Annotated in this window: 17 protein-coding genes; 9 read left to right on the top strand and 8 right to left on the bottom strand. The window is 51.7% G+C overall.

Annotated features, from left to right (window positions below):
• Positions 1-30 precede the first annotated feature (30 nt).
• From ICL55_RS34215 to ICL55_RS34205, 3 genes are all read left to right on the top strand, one after another.
• Complete coding sequence (locus ICL55_RS34215) at positions 31-1914, top strand: T9SS type A sorting domain-containing protein (RefSeq protein WP_188106424.1); 1884 nt, start codon at positions 31-33, stop codon at positions 1912-1914.
• A 132-nt stretch (positions 1915-2046) separates the two neighbouring features.
• Positions 2047-2619 carry a methyltransferase family protein gene (locus ICL55_RS34210; protein ID WP_188106422.1) on the top strand — a complete coding sequence of 191 codons (573 nt, stop codon included), beginning with the start codon at positions 2047-2049 and terminating at the stop codon, positions 2617-2619.
• 48 nt (positions 2620-2667) lie between these two features.
• Positions 2668-3123, top strand: a complete 456-nt coding sequence (locus ICL55_RS34205; protein WP_188106419.1) for a GNAT family N-acetyltransferase — start codon at positions 2668-2670, stop codon at positions 3121-3123.
• Between the two features lie 49 nt (positions 3124-3172).
• On the opposite strand, the gene ICL55_RS34200 is transcribed toward ICL55_RS34205, so the two are convergent.
• The 3 genes from ICL55_RS34200 to ICL55_RS34190 form a co-directional block, all read right to left on the bottom strand.
• Entirely contained in the window at positions 3173-4498 is a 1326-nt protein-coding gene (locus tag ICL55_RS34200) for a DUF3472 domain-containing protein (protein WP_188106417.1), read from the bottom strand.
• 279 nt (positions 4499-4777) lie between these two features.
• Positions 4778-6178, bottom strand: a complete 1401-nt coding sequence (locus ICL55_RS34195) for an MFS transporter (RefSeq protein WP_188106416.1) — start codon at positions 6176-6178, stop codon at positions 4778-4780.
• Between the two features lie 16 nt (positions 6179-6194).
• Positions 6195-7238, bottom strand: coding sequence for a bifunctional transcriptional activator/DNA repair enzyme AdaA (locus ICL55_RS34190; protein ID WP_188106414.1), 1044 nt, complete (start codon positions 7236-7238; stop codon positions 6195-6197).
• A gap of 162 nt (positions 7239-7400) precedes the next feature.
• Here ICL55_RS34190 and ICL55_RS34185 point away from each other — a divergent pair, with 162 nt between their 5' ends.
• Positions 7401-7925 carry a DUF4269 domain-containing protein gene (locus ICL55_RS34185; RefSeq protein ID WP_188106412.1) on the top strand — a complete coding sequence of 175 codons (525 nt, stop codon included), beginning with the start codon at positions 7401-7403 and terminating at the stop codon, positions 7923-7925.
• Positions 7926-7952: 27 nt separating this feature from the next.
• On the opposite strand, the gene ICL55_RS34180 is transcribed toward ICL55_RS34185, so the two are convergent.
• Entirely contained in the window at positions 7953-8930 is a 978-nt protein-coding gene (locus tag ICL55_RS34180; protein WP_188106410.1) for a hypothetical protein, read from the bottom strand.
• A 202-nt stretch (positions 8931-9132) separates the two neighbouring features.
• On the opposite strand from ICL55_RS34180, the gene ICL55_RS34175 reads away from it, so the two are divergent.
• The gene (locus ICL55_RS34175; RefSeq protein WP_188106409.1) at positions 9133-9912 is read left to right on the top strand and encodes a class I SAM-dependent methyltransferase; all 780 of its coding nucleotides are present in this window, start codon (positions 9133-9135) and stop codon (positions 9910-9912) included.
• Positions 9913-9919: 7 nt separating this feature from the next.
• On the opposite strand, the gene ICL55_RS34170 is transcribed toward ICL55_RS34175, so the two are convergent.
• From ICL55_RS34170 to ICL55_RS34155, 4 genes are all read right to left on the bottom strand, one after another.
• Entirely contained in the window at positions 9920-12370 is a 2451-nt protein-coding gene (locus ICL55_RS34170; protein ID WP_188106407.1) for an ABC transporter permease, read from the bottom strand.
• A gap of 150 nt (positions 12371-12520) precedes the next feature.
• Positions 12521-13966 (bottom strand): S41 family peptidase, encoded by a 1446-nt coding sequence (locus ICL55_RS34165; RefSeq protein WP_188106405.1) that lies wholly within the window; start codon positions 13964-13966, stop codon positions 12521-12523.
• Positions 13967-14090: 124 nt separating this feature from the next.
• Entirely contained in the window at positions 14091-16064 is a 1974-nt protein-coding gene (locus tag ICL55_RS34160; protein WP_188106403.1) for a M1 family aminopeptidase, read from the bottom strand.
• 53 nt (positions 16065-16117) lie between these two features.
• Positions 16118-16915, bottom strand: a complete 798-nt coding sequence (locus ICL55_RS34155; RefSeq protein ID WP_188106401.1) for a helix-turn-helix transcriptional regulator — start codon at positions 16913-16915, stop codon at positions 16118-16120.
• Positions 16916-17048: 133 nt separating this feature from the next.
• Between ICL55_RS34155 and ICL55_RS34150 the strand changes: the two genes are divergently transcribed.
• From ICL55_RS34150 to ICL55_RS34135, 4 genes are all read left to right on the top strand, one after another.
• On the top strand, positions 17049-18083 hold the full coding sequence (locus tag ICL55_RS34150) for a S66 family peptidase (protein WP_188106399.1): 1035 nt from the start codon (positions 17049-17051) through the stop codon (positions 18081-18083).
• A gap of 201 nt (positions 18084-18284) precedes the next feature.
• A complete protein-coding gene (locus ICL55_RS34145) occupies positions 18285-18455 on the top strand; it encodes a hypothetical protein (protein ID WP_188106397.1) in 171 nt (56 codons plus the stop codon).
• Positions 18456-18548: 93 nt separating this feature from the next.
• On the top strand, positions 18549-20156 hold the full coding sequence (gene argH / locus ICL55_RS34140) for an argininosuccinate lyase (RefSeq protein WP_188106395.1): 1608 nt from the start codon (positions 18549-18551) through the stop codon (positions 20154-20156).
• Between the two features lie 89 nt (positions 20157-20245).
• Entirely contained in the window at positions 20246-20761 is a 516-nt protein-coding gene (locus ICL55_RS34135; RefSeq protein WP_188106394.1) for a hypothetical protein, read from the top strand.

Here is a 20761-nt window from a genome sequence, read left to right as displayed (position 1 = left end):
CCATACAATCTCACCATTAAACATCCTCCCATGAAAATCAAATTTTACCTTTTCCAATTAATCCTGTCCCTTGTCTGTATACTACCTCTTGGAACAAAGGCGCAGACCTACGCCAATGCCCAAACGAACGGCGTCACGGGGCTTTGTATACTCTGCGGCGTCCTCAACCCGGGCAATGCCGTCAATACCAACTACAACGACTATTCGAGCTTCGCCATCACTGCCGGGCTGCTGGGCGTCACCGTGCAGCAAACGCTGATATTTCCTGCTGCCAGTACCACCGGCTGCGACTCATTAGTCATCAGCATTGGCAGCGGAAGCACTTTGCTGTCGGCCAACCTGTTCCGGGGTGTCACAGTGCAGACTTTCAACGGCAATACTGCCAATAACGACGCCCTGATCGTAGACAGCAGCATCCTGCGACTGCTACAGGGAAATACCCGCGCCGAGGTATTACTGCATCCCCGGCAAACGTTCGACCGCGTGAAGATCACGCTCAGCAGCAGCCTGCTGGGCTTGCTGGATGACTTCCGCGTTTATTACGCCTACTACCATAACGGCACACCGGCTGCTCCCGTTTACCGTGTTCCGCAAGGGCAGGTATGTGGCGCCCAGTTACTGCCGGTACTCAACCATCAACCAGGCAACGACTACCAAGTGAAGGCAAAATATACTGCTGCTGACGGCGCCGTCATGAAAGACACCGCCTGGACGGTAAAAAACAAAGACAGCATCGCCGTACCCGGCGTCGTTGCCTTTATGGGCGCTACGGTCAATGTGGTAGTACGGGCCGTAAATCCTTTTACCGGCTGCACATCAGATAGTGTAAAACAGGTGTATCATCTTGGCGGCAGCGGCGGACTACCCTCCGTGGATGCCGACAGCCTCACCATCTGCAAGGGAGGCTACGCGGTTTTACACGCCTTCAGCCAGCAATCTGCGGATATGGTGGTCCGTTGGTACGATGCTCCCGTGGGAGGCAAATGGCTGGGGGCCGGCAACTACTTTTTAGTCATCCCCGATACTACCACCACTTACTACGCCGCGGGCGCCTTTACCTGTGAATACCCACAGCGCAGACCGGTGAAGGTCATCGTACAGACGATGCCGGACCCGGTGTTTTCCGTTCCGCAGGAAATGGTATGTGATACCCAGGTGATCTCCATACAAAATCATCGGCCGGGTTACGGCTATAAAATCCGGGTACTCCACTCCGGCTTCTTAGGGCCGGTAGCAGACAGCACCTGGTACCTTGTCAATGACAATCATATCGTCATCCCGCCGCGCATCGCCTATTCCCAGCTGGAGGTGGAGGTCTATGTCCAGGCCATTGCCAACGGCTGCCTTTCAGACACCGTGCATCAGGTGTTCCTCCAGGGCGGTTTCGCCGGCCCGGTAACCCCCGACCGCGACAGCGCGGGTATTTGTCAGGGAGATACTATCACCCTGCATGCCGTTGACCCGCGCTCCGACTATTCCGCTGTCCGCTGGTACGACGCCCCTTCCGGCGGCCATCTGCTCTTTACCGGCAGGTACTATACGGTGCGTCCTGCCGCTACCACCACGTACTATGTTACGGCCGGATTTGACTGCGACTATCCGCAACGGAAACCGGTGAAGGTCACCGTTACCGCCTGTGGTGCACAGCCAAGCGCCTTCATCACGCCACCGAGCGGGAAAGTGGCCACATGGCAGCTATTTCCCAATCCTACCCGCGGCGAAGTCACTATCAACAACAAAGAAGACCTGAGCGGTGCCCTGCTCATCCTGTTCGACTTACAAGGCCGGGAAGTGAAAAGGACCAGGCTGAACAACCATACCTTCCGGATACACGGCGCTGATGGATGGTACCATGTTAAAGTCATTTCCCGCAGCGGGGCTGTGTATCAAAGCAGCATACTACTTCAACAATAATATCTTTCTTCATCCTACAATGGCCTGCTGGAACAACCGGCGGGCCATTGTCTTTTTTCAGCGAATGAACAAAATGAATAGCCGTCAATTCCCGCATCCTCTTTAACTTCAGCGTCCAAAACTACCCGTCCTATGATCAGGGAAAACCTAAACCTCTTCGTCTGGATCACTCTCTGTAGCTGGATACTGTTCGGCTGCTGTTGGCTTACGCTCCGGAACCGCACCAAAGAAAACGTACAACTCAGGACTACCCGTCAGCGCTGGCTGGGCGTTATCGGTTATACCATCATCTTTTCTACTTTATACTACCCTTTGTTTACGCGTAGCCACTTCCTGCCTGCGTTACCGCTGTTGCAGGGCCTCGGGGCGCTGCTCTGTGTGGCCGGTATTGCCCTCTCTATCTGGTCCCGCCTACTGCTGGGCACCAACTGGAGCGGCGGCGTGGCGGCCAAAAGAGACCATGAACTGGTCGTCAAAGGACCTTACCGGCTGGTAAGGCATCCCATCTATACCGGCTTTATCACTGCGCTGGCAGGCACCAGTCTCGTTACCGGCGGCGGTGCGGCCATCATTGTAACCATCATCTGTGCACTATCGCTCTATATGAAAATAGGGCAGGAAGAAATACTGCTCAATGAACTATTTCCCGGCACTTATGCGGCCTATCAGCAGCAGACCCGTAAACTGATACCTTTCCTGCTATAGGGTCCACGACGGAATTTCGTACCTTCATGGTCCGCACAATATTTATCTATGCTACAACTCACCAGAACCGATTCCGGCAACTCCGATTTCATATCGTTGGTAAAATTGCTGGATCGGGACCTCGCTATCCGCGACGGCGGAGACCACGCGTTTTATGCCCAGTTCAACAAAATTGATCTTATCAAACAGGCAGTGGTAGGCTATCTCGACGGACGCCCCGTGGCCTGTGGCGCTATCAAACCCTTTTCGGATGCAACGGTGGAAGTAAAACGCATGTATGTGCACTTCGATTACCGTGGCAAAGGCCTCGCCGGTGAAGTACTACAGGAACTGGAAAAATGGGCCCGGGAACTGGGCAACCAGACCTGTGTACTGGAAACAGGTAAACGGCAACCGGAGGCGATTGCGCTCTATCAGAAATATGGCTATGCCATCACAGAAAATTATGGGCAGTATATCGGTGTAGACAACAGCGTATGCATGCGTAAGGATTTACCGGTATAAAAAACGGGCACCTTCCCGGCGCCCGTCCAATAAGCAAAGCAGTCTGCAATCAGGGTAATGTGTTCAGGTTCACTGTAGGCGCTACCCCTGTTGCGGTGCGCGTAAAGGTAGTATTGTAGTTGACATAGTTGGCGAAGAACCCGCCGTTTTTCAGGAAGAACCGCCCGGTAACACTATCCACGCCTCCGGCATAATCTCTTCGCTGATCGTTGGTGGCAGTAGCATCGGCGGTGAACTTAGCACTGGTGATCTCCGTCCACACACCGGCGGTAGAGCGTATCCACTGATTGTTATATTGACCGCTTCTGCCGAGATAACCGTTTTTATCGTTGAAATTCTCCAGGAAAGAATAGATCCCTGCGTGATAGGTGGTGGTATTAGGCCGCTTCCAGGTGGCAATAAAGCGCCAGGACGTTGTTTCCGGCGTATATATCCAGGCGGAGAAATCTGTGGCGCCCGCGCCGTCAGGAACAATATGTGTCAGGAATTTATAGGTGGTGCCCGCCTGCCAGTTGAATACCAGGTAGCTCTGCCCGCCGGTACCTTCGCCGCCAAAGGCATTGTCCACCACATCAGGCCCTTTCCGGACCAGCGTGGTTTTGCCCGTAGTGGGGTCCCAGATGGAAAACAGCACTCTCCTCTCGGTGGCGCTGTTCACCTGTATACCGAAATAACCGCCATTAAATCCATTGCTCATAAAATAAGATCCGATCTTGTCTTCTCCTGCCGGTACGGTGACTTCATTGTAGAACCATTCCGCGCTCACGCCCGACGGAATAGGATAGTTCAGATGCACGGAAGGCCCGCGCCGCGACCAGTAGTAATTCGCGGAATCATTGGCATATACCACATTGCTGGCGGTGGCACTGCCGCTGATAACGATATGCGACACATCGCCAAAGTAACTGCCGGTTTTGCTGACGCCTTGCAGTTCCACTTTAACATAGCCCGCACCGGTGATGTTTACGGTGCCGATCGCAAAGTCCGTATAGGCGGTACCGGTAACTGTTTTGGTAAAGGCAGTGCCGTTGATCGTTACTTTAATATCGCTGCTGCCGGAAGGCACTTTCATCCGCACCGCTACGTTGAGCTGACCGGTTTGCCCCAGCCGGAAATAGGCGCTGGTGATACTGTTGGCGTTGATCCAGTTACCCAGGCCGTTGTTAGTGATCACTTCTGCGCCACCGGGGGCCGCCGTGGTCACAAAACCATTACCTGCCAGCGCTACTGCATAACTGGAAGCGGGAGGAACAATGGAAGCCTTGCCGGATGGAAGTGATGAGGCATCGGCAGGAAGCGCGTCCTGCATGCTTTTACCGCAGGAAACAATGGCGATGGCCGCCATTAACATAAAGATAAGGTGTGCTTTTTTCATTGGATGCAATTTGATGGTTGCAGACTAACAGCTTTGCTTATACGATTTTCTACAGCACAACATCCTTCCACGGTCCTGTATGACAGGCCAGCCGGTATATATGCTGATGGTAAAACTCAATAAAGGTTAACAGCCACTATTGCCCATTCCATTGTTCACGCCGATAATGTTTTGCACGGGAATATATTCACTGTTGGTAGTAACGGTCCAGATAGTTTGGTGGCTTTGATGATGATCTAATTTAAGACAGGATCACCAAATAAAATAATTTTTCTTGTACTACACCACCTCCGCTTTTTCCGGTAGATAATACAACGTAACAGCCACCACGAACAGACACACCATCCCCGCGCCCAGCCCGTAACGCAGCGCCTCCGTATAGTCGTTGGGGTGGATATCGGATTGCAGTACGGCAAAAAACACACCGCCGATTATACTGATCCCCAGCCCGGAAGCTGTCTGCTGAAAAGTAGAGAAAATACCGGAGGCCGCGCCGGCATCTTCCACCGCTACTTTATCCAGCACAATGTTTAGCAGGAAAGGCAATACCATGCCGTTGCCCAGCCCATATAAGGCAATCAGCGCCACCGTTCCGGCAGGACCGTTAACACCCACCAACTGCAACAGAAAAGCAATAAAGATCATCAGCAGTCCTGCCTGTAACACCTTCTTCCCATACCTCACCAACAAACGGGAGGCTATCACAGACGACAACATAAACAACAACGCATGCGGAATAAAACTGGCGCCACAAGCCAGCGCCGACATACCGAGGCCACTTTGCAGGTAAACCGCCATCATCAGCAGGTAAGCTGTATGCAACATAAAATGAAACAGTACCGCCAACAGACCTATGTTAAATGCCGGCTGCTTAAACAACGCGAGGTTGATCAGCGCGCCTTTGTTATCGCCCTGCCCGGCCTGCTGTATGCGCACAAACACGATCGCCAACACCACAAACAACGCCAGCAGCCCCACGCTCCACAGCGGCCAATGTTGCTCCCTCCCTTCGGTGATGGCATATATCAGGCAACCCAACGCCAGCGTCAGTACCGTTGCGCCGGAGTAGTCGAACTTCACGCCCACCGTGGCCGCTGTTTCGGGTAGATAACGGTAAATAGCCCACATGGCGGCGGCTCCCACCGGCAGGTTGATAAAAAATATCAGTCGCCAGCCTTCAACGGCACCATGTGTTTCTGCCAGGTAACCACCCAGCATCTGCCCGATAATAGCCGCTATGCTGAGCGTAATGCCATACCAGCCAATGGCTTTGGCCCGCTCGGCCGCCACCGGAAACAATACCTGTATCAGCGCGATGGACTGCGTGACCATAAAAGCAGAGCTAACGCCCTGAAAGAAACGCGCGATGTTCAGCTGCAGCGGTGTCTGACACAATCCGCAGAGGCAGGACGTCAGGGTAAACCAGACCATCCCGTGAAAAAATACTTTTTTCTTGCCCAGATAATCGCCGGCCCTGCCGCCGGTGATGAGGAAACATGCGCTGCCCAGCAGGTAAGCAGCGATCACCAGCTGCACTTCGCCGTCGGTGGCATGCAGGCTGTTTTTAATAGTGGGAATAGCGATGTTGATGATAAAGATGTCTATCACGTACAACAGTGGCGCGGTCAGGACAATAAGCAGCGCATACCACCTGTTGACGGCGGAAGTAGTTACAATCATAAAAAAAGAAAAATTGTTAGCGGGAGTTGTTCTTTTCGAAATCCAGCAGCCATTGTTTGCGCCAGATGCCGCCACCATAGCCGGTCATGGCGCCATCGGCCCCAATGATGCGGTGACAGGGAACGAGGATAGCGATTTTATTCATGCCGTTAGCATTGGCCACGGCGCGGACAGCGTCCGGTTTTCCAAGTGCCACCGCCTGGTCTTTGTAAGAGCGCGTAGCGCCATAGGGCACATCCTGCAACACCTGCCATACCGATTGCTGGAAATCGGAACCCGGCATATACAGCGGTACGGTAAATGTTTGCCGCTGCCCGTCGAAATAGGCTTTCAGCTGGGCTTCCAGCGTAAGGAAGTGAGGATTGTCGCCCTGTACGATCGTAGCGTTCAGCACGCGCGACAGATACCGGAATGCTGTTTCCAGCATCTTGCGATCGGTGAATTCCAGTAGACATACACCTTCTTCCACGGCACAGGCATACATAGTGCCCAGCGGTGTTTCCAGCCGTTTCAGGTCGATGACCCGTTGTTGCCTGCTTTTTTTGGGAGACACCCCGAAGATGTTTTTGAAAGAGTCCCCGAAGCCGCTCAGGGATTCAAAGCCGGCCTCAAAGGCAGCCCCGCTCACCGATTCGCCCTGCTGTATTTTCTTAAAGGCGGAGTTGATGCGGAACATACGCTGGTAGGCGTGAAAAGTGATGCCGTGGTTTTTAAGGAACCAACGCCGTACCTGGTGTGGTTCTATGCCGCGGCGTAGCAGATCGGCGTCTTTTATTTTCAGCCCCGGGTCGTCTGTCAGGGCCTGCAACAGCTGCCGGATATCCTCCGGTGTCTGGTTCAGCTGCTCCAGCGGATGGCATACTTTACAGGGACGGTATCCTTTCAGGATACACTCTTTGGTGGTAGCGAAGAATTCTATATTCTCCGGCTTGGGTTTCCGCGCACGGCAGGACGGACGGCAGAAAATGCCGGTTGTTTTTACCGCTGTAAAAAACACGCCTTCAAAAGCCACATCTTTCTCCAGCGAAGCCTGGTACATCCTGTCAAAGCTCAATTGCATGATTTATCTTCTTGATTTCCCAACAAAAGTAGGACTACCGCGTCCGCCCGACAACCGGAAAATTGACAACTATTTTTTTACAGTCCAAAGGTACAAAAGGAAAGCCGGAACAGTACGCGACGGGGCTTGCTCAACGGACGTAATGCTCTTATCTTTGCGCTTATGCACGATTTTACCGATATCAGTTATCTTCAAAACGGGCCAGCCATTCACCGGCAGGTATACGACCTGCTGACGCGCCACCAGCTGCTTTCTCCCCTGCATGCCTTCTCCCCTGTTTTTGCCGGCAGCATTCCCATACTGGTACATACGGCCGGCAGCGATATCGATATCATTTGTTGTTTTGATCATCAGGAGATATTTATGTCTACTGTAAAACAACTGTTTCAACACTACCCCGATTTTGTTATCCGGGAGATCATGATCCGGGAGAAGCCTGCCGTGGTAGCGAATTTTACGATAGAAGGACAACCAGTGGAAGTATTTGGCCAGGCCATCCCCACACGGCAACAGATGGCTTACCGGCACCTGCTGATAGAAGCGGCCATTCTGCAACAGCGGGGGGACGATTTCCGGCAGCAGGTGATCGCCCTAAAAGAAAAAGGACATAACACCGAAGCCGCTTTCTGCGAATTACTTGGCATTACCGGCGATCCTTTTCTGGAACTGTTACAACTGGAAAGCTAAAAAAGGCCCCCTGTCGGGCGCCTTTGATTAATAACGTTTTTCGGGGACACGCTGCTTAAACAACGTAAAAGTATCTGACAGCATTTGCAGGAAGGACCTGCACTGTGCCTCCTCCAGCCAGATGCTTCGCTCCAGCGCATCTACTTCATCCATCGAACTGTTGTCATATAATTCCTGACGCTGCGCTGTTTTGCCGGCCACTTCAATGTACAGTGTTCTGATGAAGATATTTATCTTTTCACCACCAGGTAGCGTAATATTGCTGCTACGGGCAATGTTAAACAAAAAAGAAATCAGCTCCGGATCATCGATCACCTGCGTATCCCAGATATGGTCCTTTAAATACCTCGTGGTGAAATCCAACAGCACAGCATGATCTACGCTCAGGGTCTCGCGATAGGCATCTTCCGGTAATAACAGATAACGGTGATCGAACAACCATTTTACCAACAGTGGGTAGGCCTGCTTTATCGTGTTAAGCGGACTTGTCTGGTTAAAATCATAATGGGAAAATATTTCACGGTCTTCCTTCAAACGCAGTTCCATATCCGTAATCCGGCTCAGGTCCTGCGACATCCATACCATCAGTTCCGCCACCTCACTCACCGGCTTTCTGAAAATATTCCGTTCGTTGTTTCCGGTAGAGAAGAAAGCCTGGCAATCTCCATAGGTGGCAGCAGGATGAATGAACCCATCCCAAAAAGCAGCAGGTTTGGGGTCCGGCGTTCTTTTTCTGTCTTCACTGTATAGCACGATCGAGCTCAGGTGGCCGTCAAAGTTGTAATCATCCTTTTTGGGGCTCACCGGCGGATAGAAACGGTCGTTGGTAATATCGAACCTGAAGGTAAAGGACAGGTTGTTTGGTTTGTCCTTAAACCCTTTACTGCCTTGGTTGGCATTCACCGACTTGGGCGGCTTTCCTAATCCGTAGGTTTCAAACAACCGGCTGATGGCGGGGTCGGTACTCTTTGTTCCCATCAGGCTGATAAAGTCATGGACTGTCATAAAAAGCTATTTATTTTCTGGCCTCCGCAAAGATATACCAAACAGGGGTAGTCCAAAAAAACAAAAGTGTTCCCGCAAAGCGAATGAGCATATATCAATCACCGGTAAAAACCCGCTGTTCACCGACAATGCGCTGCATTCTACGCGGAGACTCTTTCCTGCAAAGCTGGTATAGCATTGTTTTGCAGACAAATTTAAGACCATGCATATCCGGGAACTGGCGCCTATGCTTATCAATCCCTATAACCATCAGTCATTACATGCTGTCGGAGAGCAGCATCTGGAAGATGTGTCGGGCAACCGTATCCCTGTTGTCAACGGTATCCCGGATTTCCTGGCACTGGAAAAGATTGGCGGGATGAACAGGAAATATCAGCGGTTGTACGACAGCATCAGTCCATTCAATGACATCGCCGAAAGCGTGATGTCATTTTTTATCGACCTGGATAAGCTACGCCGCGTGTGGATGGCCGATGTGGAAGTAAAGCCCGGCGACAAAGTGCTGGAAACGTCTGTGGGCACCGGCTGGAACATCAGGGTACTCCCCGATTTCGCGGAATACTACGGGCTGGATATTTCCGGTGGCATGCTGCGGCAGGCGGTACGCAATATGGCAAAATGGGACCGGCGCATGCAGCTTTTCAGGGGCAATGCAGAATATCTTCCTTTCAGAGACAACACGTTCGACAGTGTCTTTCATGTAGGTGGCATCAACTTCTTCGACAACCGGGTGCGGGCCATCCGGGAAATGATTCGTGTAGCCAAGCCCGGTAGTCGCATCGTTATCATCGATGAAACTGCCGTGCATATTCAAAAACGTTACCGGAAAATCCCCTTCGTGAAAGGGTATTTTAACAACGGCACCACAGATGGAATGAGGGCGCTGGCGCCGGTAGAACTGGTGCCGGGCAATATGCGGGAACTGGAAGTGAAACTACTGGAACATGGCAGGATGTACCAGCTGAGTTTCAGGACGGTGTAAAATGGCTTTATACCGTCCGCAGTGATTTTACGGGATTGGACAAGGCTGCCTTGATCGCCTGAAAACTTACCGTAAAGATGGCTATCAGCACGGCAACAACGCCGGACAAAGCGAACATCCACCATTCAATGTTGATGCTGTAGGCAAATCCGCGCAGCCAGCGGTCCATTCCCCACCAGGCAATAGGTGTGGCTATGATGAAAGCGATCGTCACCAGCTTCACAAAGTCAGACATCAGCAGTTGCACGATGCCGGTCACCGTGGCGCCCAGTACTTTCCGGATACCTATCTCTTTCGTACGCTGGAAGGCCACCAGCACGGCCAGTCCGAACAAACCGAGGCAGCTGACCACGATAGCCACGCCCGTGGCCAGGTTCACTAACTTTGAATCAGAGCGGTCCTGTTTGTATATAGCGGCCAGCGTTTGATCATAGAACTTACCGGTCCATTCTTCGCCAGGGTACATAGCGTGCCAATGCCGCTCCATTATTTTCAGGGTGGTCTGCCACTGCGCCGGGTCGTTGCCCGCCAGGCGGACATTGAGGCTGGTGCCATCTTCTTTATTGGCGATCAGCATCACCGGGTCCATAGAGATGTGGAAGTCTCTCGTATGAAAGTCTTTCACCACACCAACAATGGGGAGACGCTTTGAAGACATTTGACTCAACGTTTTACCAATGGCCTCCTGTGGCGAGGCGAAGCCGAAGGCCTTCACGGCCGTTTCATTGATGACATATTCGTTGGTGGTATCAGACGGACGGATATTCCGGCCCGCCACCAGCTGCATATTATACACACGGATATATGCGGTGTCTACCGCTTTTTTATACACCTGCCGCCTTACCGGGTCCTGCTGTTTTCCATCATAATATTCGTACATGCTGGAAGTGTAGCCGTCCATCAGCGGCACCTTGCCCACCGAAACAGCCGCGATACCCGCTTCGTTTCTCAGCACATCGGCCAGCACATACTGTTTGTTGGCGTAGGCGGAGTCCCGTAACAGCTTCCACGGAATGTCTACGGTCACCACAGCGTCTTTATTGAATCCCAGTTCTTTCTTCAGCGTGTAGTTCATTTGGGCACCCATGATCAGCGTGCCGGCAATAAATACCTGGGCAATGACAAACTGGAATACGATGAGCACCTTCCGCAACGCCAGCCGGCGGTTATTGCCGGTATTGAGTACGCCCTGCCCCTGAATGATGCCGGCGGGTTGTACACGGGTCATCAGCCAGGCCGGATAACTGCCGGCCAGTAAGGTAATAGCGGTCAACAGCGCCGCCAAAAACAGTACTATACCCCAGCCGGGCGCATAATTCAGCATGCCTTGCGGAATAATGTCTCCCAGAAAACGGTACGCAACCCCGGTAAGCGGGAACGCTACTAATACCGCCAGCAGCACGATCAAAAATGTTTCCCCCATGATAATACGCATCAGGTGACCATTGCTGCTGCCCAATACTTTCCTTACGCCAAGGCTCAGCGACCGCTGTGGCAACTGGGCGGTAGTCAGGTTCACGAAGTTGATACAGGCCACAATGACCAGCAGCACGCCCAATCCAATCAATCCACGCATTACTGACTTATTGGCCTTGTGGATATTCCATTCGTTGATATAAGTGGAGAAATGCGAGTCTTCAAAAGGCATCAGTTTAAACCAGCGTTTGATCGTAAGCGGAAACCCGTTGGTCCGGCTATGTTCGTTCCATTTGTCCGCTCCTATCCTACTGATCTGCGCCATTACCTTTGCGGTGTCTGCGCCCGGCACCAGCTGAAGATATACTTTATCAGAGCCGTTGGTATTGGTCCATTGCGCTAACGAATAATCCACTTTCGGAAGCCGGAAAAACTCCTGCGCAGTAAACTCTGATGGGTATCCCAGGTCCTTCACCACACCGGTCACCATGCGCGTTTTTTCTTTGTTGTAGGTGATCTCCCGGCCCAGCATCGCCTGAGGCGACAGGGACCCAAAATAACTTTTTGCCCGGCTCTCCGTCAACACCACACTTTCCGGCCCCTGCAATGCGGTGGCCGGATTACCCGCCAGCCAGGTGTAAGGTACCATCGCAAAGTAAGAAGAGTCCGTGGCCACGATCTCACCGGGCGCGTCTACCACTATAGGCCGTTGCTGCTGGTCCCGTGTTTCCACCGTATTCACCCACTGTCCGAAGACCGGCACTACCCGCTTCATACCAGGCACCTCTTCGCGCAACGCCTGGTACATGGGGGCGGATACGCCGCCGTTGTAGTCTTCTTTCTGATCAAACTTCAATCCTGTTACCAATCGATAGGTGTAGCCCCTGTCGGGCAACTGGCTGTCAAAGCTGTATTCATAACTCACGATACGGTATATCACCCAGCAGGCACTCACGCTGACGGCTATACCGGCAATGTTCAGAAAAGAAAAAAGCCGTTGACGCCACAGACGACGGAACATAGATTTGATGGATAGATGCATAAAAAACATTGTCACACCTTTCCGGTGTGACAATATTGCGCAGCATTTTCATGCCGTATTTATAATACAATAAAATTCAATCTGTTATCTATTTAAAACACCTGTTAAATGTCCGGATGTGTACGGCCGGTGTCCATAATCGTACAGGCATTACTGTTCGAGTATGCCCACCACATAATTCACCCATTGCGCATCAGGAATACTCTTATCGATATAATAATCGGGCATAATACCTTTCCCGTCGATGGCCAGGTCCGGTATCCGCAGGCTTTTAGAGAGGGAGTACCCCAATTTGAATTGTTTGTCCGGCGATTCCACTACATAAGTATTGGAAATATCCAACACGCCAAAAGTGGTGACCCCAAAGAGTTTCACCTTCTTACTTTGTTTGGCGGCCAACAGGAATTCTTCGGACGTACTGCCGTTGCCGTTATCGATAATGATGGCCACATTTTTAGGGAAAGGGAAAATGGTATCCAGCTTTTCTACCTGAACGGTTTTCCCTTTGTTCAGGTTGACGAACTTGCCCGGGTTTTCTTTCAGCATTTTTACCGCTTCCGTCAACTCCTTTTTTTCGGCTTCGGAAATACCCGGCGTAGCCAGGAAACCTTCCATCCTGCTGTTGTTCAGCGGTGTAGACAGAAACGTGGTGTTGATGGAGCGGATAGGATTGGTGTACAGCAACGGGATGATCCCGTAGTAGCTGACATCTGACCCACCGCCGTTGTCTCTGATATCGATGACCAGGTTAGGTGTGCGTTTCAGCAGGACATCGTTGACTTTCAGCAGGCTGTCGATATCATGCTTCGCATAGTCTTCGAAAGTGGGTATCCGGAAGAGGATGGTCTTATCAGACAGTTGTTGCAGGAAAGGTACGCTGGTCGCCATTTCCTTCGCATATAGCACCGCGGCTTTATCATCTCCCTCAAACGCAGGATAGATACGATTGAGGAACACATTCCCCAGTTGCAGGGTATTTTTTCCGATCAATATTGCTTTGGCAAATTTATTCGCGGAGAAATCGCCCATATAAAAAGTACCGGCGCTATCCGCGGCGATGTTCAGTTTCACATAACCGGGCTTCCAGGCCTGATTGCCGGATGTTAAAATAACGCCTTTGTAACCCTTGTCTTTTTTAACGATCCCGATTTTATAGGAAGATGTTGTCCAGATGCCTTCCAGTGAGGGATTTGAAACATCAGGCACCTGTTGTTTTACCTGCTCCTCGGAGAGTGACAGTATTTCAGGGGTCTCACTCACGGTGGCGGTAGTGGCCGTGCCGGCGGCTGGGGTAGCATAAACCGGAATAATCGCATGATGTCCTTTCCGGAAGAACTGTAACCATTCCCGCATCACTACAGCACACTGCTCTTTGTCTGTGGTTTTCTTAATTTTCGCCAGGATGTCTTTGTTGTGTTGCTGATAAGCGGCCATTCCTTTTTGCTGAATAGCATAGTCAAAGCCGGCGTCATTTTTCTCGAAAGTTTCTTTTACCCATTTGAAATTTCCTTCGCAATTGCAGGGCTGTTGGGCCAGGAGAAAGATTGGGCTAAGCAGTAGCAGCAGCGCAGATGACGAAAATTTGTTGACAATCATAGGTTACAACGATTTGATTTTGGTAGGCCCAAATGTATGTTTTCCGAAGGAAATAACCGTTAAGTAATCTTGTAACGTATGAAACGGCGGGCAGCCGGATGATACGGCTGCCCGCCGACAGGTATTATTTTCTGAGTAGCTGTACTTTTGCTTCCATGCCATCCGCCTGTTGGTTGGCAGCATCTGCGGTGACCGCGTTATTACAGGCCCATTCCAACAGGGCCGCATCATTTTTGGCGGCCGCCAGTTGTGCCATACGGTAATAGGTATACGCCAGCAGTTCCTTGTTACGGCTAACGCTCTGCAATGCATGCTGGTACCAGCCTATGGCCTCGTCAGTTTTATTCTGCGCGGCGGCAATACGGCCCATCTGGTAATACAGTGAGAACTCCACTCCATACTGATCATCCCGGATACCTTCCCGGATGTAGGATCTCGCCAATGCCATCGCTTCGTCAGGCTTTTGCTGTATCCGCAGGTTCAGTACCCGCACTACTTTCGCCTGTGCCTGCGCCATAGGTGTCAGCGCATCGTCCCAGTGCAATACCTTAAAGTAGGGATCTATCTGCACAGTTTCCACCGGTCCGTTCACAGACAATTGCAGCTGATGGACGCGCTCCCGGACGGTGATATGCTGTAAGGTAGTGGTGCCATTACGATAAGTAACCAACACTTCCAGTGGTAACTGGTAAATACTGTCTTTCTGGGTAACGGTGAGTTGAACGGTATTGCCCTGTTGTTGCCAGCTGCTTTGCCATGCCGGCGCGCCGGTGCGGTCAAACCATTGCTGATAAAACCATTCCAGGCTGCTGCCGTGCGCCGCGGATATCTCCTGTAAGAAGTCTTTCCAGCTAAGGCCATCGTGGCTGTATTTTTCGCCGATATTTTGTAGTGCTTTGTGAAATGTTGGTTTTCCCACCACGGTCGCCAGCAGTTCCAGCGCCAGAAAACCTTTGCTGTCGCCGAGGATATGGCCGTTCTTACTACTGAGCGTGGCCAGTGGTTCATCGTTGCCGGCGGCGGCATTTTTAAGATATCCCAGTCCGCTCTGGTCCGGCAGGTAGCCGGGATAACCGATCTTCCGGTAATGGATGGCCCGTGTGCTGTCGAAGTGTTCCACTACCTGCAGCGAGCCGTATTGGGCCATCGCTTCGGAGAGCATCTCCGCCCCGGTGCTGCCTTTAGAGAGCACTTTATTGCCCCACCACTGGTGCCCTATCTCATGACCGAACAGTGCGTAGTTAAATTCCCGCAGCGCGCCGGTAGGCATCACCACGCCGCCGAGAATGCTGGCGCCACCGATACCGGTTTTCTCTGCCACTGCTTCCGGAAATTCGATGACAGAGAAATTGGGGATCACGAGCGGACCAAATTCTGCCGACAGGAAATCCAGTACGGATGCTGCTTTCCGGGAGATATCATCTCCGTTGATCGCTTTACTCAGGCAGTAGGTATAAAACGGCATCTTGCCCTGGTAGTCCTGGCGGGTATACTTTCCAATATACAGGGAGAAGATATCCGGCTGGGCGTAATAAAATTCGTAGGTCCGTGTACCGGCGCCCTTCGTGGTGTTGAGGGTGCAGGCGGCCATCACCGCCATCAGCGGCTCCGGCAGCGTCACCCGCAGGGTGCCGGTACCACGGATGTAATCATCCGTACCGTCGGCGGCACGGGCCATCACCTGCGGATACCATGCGGAGCCATATCCGCCGGCCATGCAGAAACTGCTGTCCAGGTAATACTGAAAGGTGGGGGCATCTCCCCGTTCGTAGGCATAGGTAAAATGTAAGCGGGCGCCCACGGGCTGCGGGCGTTTAAAGTGCCAGTGATACAGCACATCACCGGAGCTACTGAGACTGGTGTCTACGGTGACAGCGATACCACCCTGCAGCTGCAGTTTGGCAGGGCCTCTCCCCTTGCTGATCATGATGTTAACGGAATCGGTGGTAGCGGTGGTCGTTTCAAAGGAAAGGTTCCCCTGTACGGCAAAGGTCTTTTTCAACAGGTCTGCCTGTACCTGCAACTGGTAATCCAGTTTCTGCTGGGCCACAAGCCACACCGGTGAAAGTAAATATAAGAGGGCGATAAGTCGGCGCATATTTCTTTTTTATGCAAAGTAACGCCGGCATGCACACAAAAAATAGTATCAGATTAACTATTCAGCTGGCGCCTGAATTGATGGGGCGTACACTGGTAGAATGCCCGGAATACCCGTATCAGATGGGAAGTATCGGAGAATCCGGCGGAGAAGGCGATGTCCGTTACCGGCAGCCGCGTGGTAAAAAGCAGCTCCATGGCTTTTTGTGCACGCATCTTCAGCTGGTAGTTGCCTATGGTCATGCCCTCTTTTTCTTTGAAAGCCCGCGCCAGGTAAATAGGATGTACAAACACCCTGCCGGCGATGGATTGAATGGTATGATGCGTATCGAATTCGTTTTGCAGCATCTCCTTGGCCTGCGTGAACCAGGGCAGGCGACTGGCAATTTTCACGTCCGTTACTTCGGACAGCCAGTTGACGATATATTCTTCCGGCAGACAGTTGGCCGGCGCTTTCAGAAAGGCATACAGCAACTGGTACAAATCATTGAAGGCACCCGGCTTGTAGATCATCAGTTGCCGCGGAAGCGAACCTTTCAATGTCAGTTGCTCTAGTCCGGATTGTTTGAATTCTATGTTCAGGCAACGACCGGGCTGTTCCCGGAAACGGTTGGCATGCGTATATCCTGCCGGCCGGAACAGCAGCTCTCCGGGCCGCACTTCATCTTCCGTACGGCGGTTCATCTCCTGGTAACCACCGTTGATCAACAGGCTCAGGTAGGCATTCTCGTGATAATGCGCATCAATATGCGTATCCGGCTGGTAGGCCGTGATATTGAGCTTGAAGAAAGCATTTTCGTTGAACTGCTGCTCCTTGCCAAAATAATGCCCGGGTGAAAGTATGATGCTCATAAGCCTGACTGCGTATAAAACCGTCAGTAAATATACAATATATAGCAGGAATGATCAACAGGGTGGCCTTCGGCCGATGATGAAAAAAAATATACCTTCGGGAATCGATGCGTAAATAACTAAATGGCAAAATATGAATTTCATGAAGCCTTCCCGACTGGCAGCAGGCGATAAAGTCGCCACGATTTCCCTCTCCTGGGGCGGAGCAGGGGAACTGCCGCACCGGTACCGGAAAGGCAAAGAACAATTGCAACAACAGTTTGGCCTTGAAGTCACCGAAACAAAACATGCCCTGAGACCCGCCCAATGGATCTACGAAAATCCGCAGGCCCGGGCTGAAGACCTGATGGAAGCCTTCGCCGACAAATCGGTGAAAGCGGTCATTTCCAATATAGGCGGAGACGACAGCATGCGGATATTAAAATATGTAGACATCGATGTTATCCGGAACAACCCTAAAATATTTCTCGGCTTCTCCGACAGCACCATCACGCATCTGCTGTGCCTGAAAGCAGGCCTCACCTCTTTCTATGGCGCCTCGCTGCTGACAGGTTTTGCGGAAAACGGCGGCATGCACCGTTATCAGGTAGCAGACATCCAACAGACGTTATTTACGGCGACGCCTATACGCCGGATCATGCCCAATACTGAGGGCTGGACATCTGAGCGGCTGGAATGGTTTGATCCATCATTGCAGGACGTCAAAAGGAAGCTGGAACCTCCTACCGGCTGGAAGTTCCTCCAGGGCCAGGGCACCGTACAGGGCCGGCTGATGGGCGGATGCATGGACGTACTGGAGTTTCTCAAAGGCACTTCCTATTGGCCGGAAGATGCCTGCTGGCAAGACGCTATCCTGTTCTTCGAAACATCCGAAGAAATGGCGCGGCCCGAACTGATACGCTACTGGATGAGAAACTACGCGATGCTGGGCATTCTCCGCAAAGCGAAGGCCATCCTGCTGGGACGGCCTTATGACAATCAATATGCCGCGGAATACGAAACTGAAATCCTGAAAGTATTGCGGGAAGAAGGATTAACGGATATGGTGGTGGTCACCCAAATGGATTTTGGCCATACCTGCCCCACATTTACGCTTCCTTATGGTGTGCTGGCGGAGGTGAACTGTACCGATAAAACATTTACCCTGCTGGAATCAGGTGTTCAGTGAGGATGGTGAGCGGGCACGCTTACCATCTTTTCGGGGTGCTTTTTACATAACGCCCCTCCTGCTATGGGACAGATCTTTGCAGCTGACCAACTTATATTACTGTAGCAGTTTAGGGGCTTTCTGTGGATGGTTGTCCCGTTTACGCAAGGCGCTGTTGCCCATACTAACCCCGTCGCCTATACGGCCGGTAACCCATACCCTATGGCATCACCGATGAACAGCAAATACCCGCCGCTGGTGCCTGCAGCGGATAAGACAGTATTACAACCAGCCCCTGAAGACTACGCTCACCCGGAAGTTTGGGTCGATGTTGGAACAACGCGACCGGAAAAAATCATTAATAATGATGTAAGAGAACAATCAAAAGGATAAAAATATCATTGTTTCGCCAGATGATTATCTGATCAAACAATGACATTTTTTATAAATGCAACATAGTTGCATTTATAGTATATTTGTTTTCTTATGCTGAAAACAATGACTACCATCGGAAACTATGCGGGCTGGGTGGCGCTGACCACCTGTATGGCCTTTTCCTGCGAAGCAACAGCGCAGATGATCAATACCGGCAAACAAACAACGGACAGCTCCGGCAACAGCCGGCTACAGGACGCGAGCCGCATGGGCCGCACCTCCGGCGCTAAAGCAGCGGCCTTTCAGGAATTGTACGACTATGAAGTGAGTGCCAAAAATCTCAATGACGAAGTATTTCCTTACCAGCAGTTGCTGCACAAAGCCTATGTGATCATGCTGGCAGAACAAAAAATCATCACTGCCGGGGAGGCAAAGACTATTTTAGGCGGGCTGGCAACGGCCGACCAGCAGGCGGCTATCCATCCGGCGTTGCGGGTATACCTCCCCTATGAAGCAGCCGTCATTAAAGCCATCGGCAGCGTAGGCGGAAAAATGCATACCGGCAGGAGCCGCAATGACATGGACAATACCACGCATCGCATGTACCTCCGCGATCAGCTGCTTCGCATCATGGAAGCTGTCGCAGGCCTGCGGGCGGCCGTTATCGCCAGGGCGGCGGAACACAAAACAACCGTAATGGTTGTGTATACACACCGTAAAGAAGCACAGCCGGTTACCCTGGGCCATTATCTGACAGCCATCGATGAAAGTCTGTCTAAATGCCTGGACCGTTACCAGGAACTGTATGCGCGCATTGATCAATGTCCGCTGGGGTCCGGCGCCAGCGGCGGCACCGCATGGCCTATTAACCGGCAACGGCTGGGCGCCCTACTCGGCTTCAAAGGTATCGTCAACAACACCATTGAAGGAGTGGCCGGCTGGGACCACATCACCGAAATGGCGGCAGACAACAGTATTTACATGAGCAATCTGAGCAGACTGGCTTCTGAAGTACAGCTATGGAGCACCGACGAATACAATGTGGCGGAACTGGACAATTCCTTTGCCGGCATCAGCAGCATGATGCCGCAGAAAAAGAACCCTGATGCCCTCGAAAGGACCAGGAAAGCCGCAGCCCTTACGACTGGCCAGCTGGCAGGCATTCTCACCTCCCTCAACGGCATCGAATACCAGCATAGCGGCGTACGGCTGATGATAGAACCTAAAAGCCTGGATGCCGTGCTGGCCGCCACTCACACCATGACCGGCGTCATCAGGACACTGCAGGTACGCAAAGAAACCATGCTGCGATATGCCAGGGAGAACTACTCCACCATGACCGACCTCGCCGACCTCCTCGTGCAATATGGCCATCTTGATTTCCGTGATGCCCATGAAATCGTGGCGACGGTTATTACCCAGGCGCTGGATGAACATCTAACGGCCGACCAGGTCACGCCGGCCATGATCAATGCGGCTACAGAAAAGAAATTGGGTCGTCAACTGATGATCCCCGCGGCCAGACTGGCAGACGCCCTCGATCCGCAAAAAAGCGTGCAACGCAAAACCGGTACCGGCATGCCCGCACCCGTGGCGGTGGAACAGATGATCGTCAGCGGCCGGAAAAGCCTGACAGCTCAAACGCAATGGCTGAAAACACAACAGGCTTATCTGGCGGATGCGGTGGAGCAATTGCAAACACTGGTGGAAAAGTATTAAAGATCCGTTTTGCAAATGCTACAGAATTTCCGGAAATTCGTTCTGTAGCATTTGCAAAAATTATTTAGCAAAACCCAACCCACCACCATATGCCTTACATCCGTGTAATCATGCCACTGAAAACATTTTCCACCTATATAGCTGACATACTGGAGAAGTACCATGGTGCACTTTTTATCGAGGTAAGAGATGATAACGGCATTATTGCTATAAAAAATCCATCTGCAATAGAAGACAACAGAGGGAAAAATCTGGACTTCTTTATTTTGTCTGATCACCGGGGGGAGAACTTAACCCCCAGTCAGGTATACGATGATGAAACCGCCCCTTTTGTTATTCATGGGCAAGGCGGCAGAGAAACAGCAGATAGTATTGAGCGGATTGCATTGCGGGTACTGGCCAAGGCAACGAATCAAAACACCACGAAGATTTTTAACGCGATCAGAAACAAATTAAAGAAAGATGATGCTATCGGCATGGGTGTTCAGGGTGGCTCAACGTTGCATGACAATTACTTTTATCAAAAGAAATACGTCGGCCAGAAAAGCTTCAAAACAGATTTTCATAATGCCAAGGCTTCCCTTATCCGTGTAAAGGAGGAATAA

It is taken from the genome of Chitinophaga varians (assembly GCF_014529945.1).
GTDB classification, from domain to species: domain Bacteria; phylum Bacteroidota; class Bacteroidia; order Chitinophagales; family Chitinophagaceae; genus Chitinophaga; species Chitinophaga varians.
Note: the sequence above shows the minus strand (reverse complement) of the source record. Positions and strands in the feature narration are given on the sequence as shown.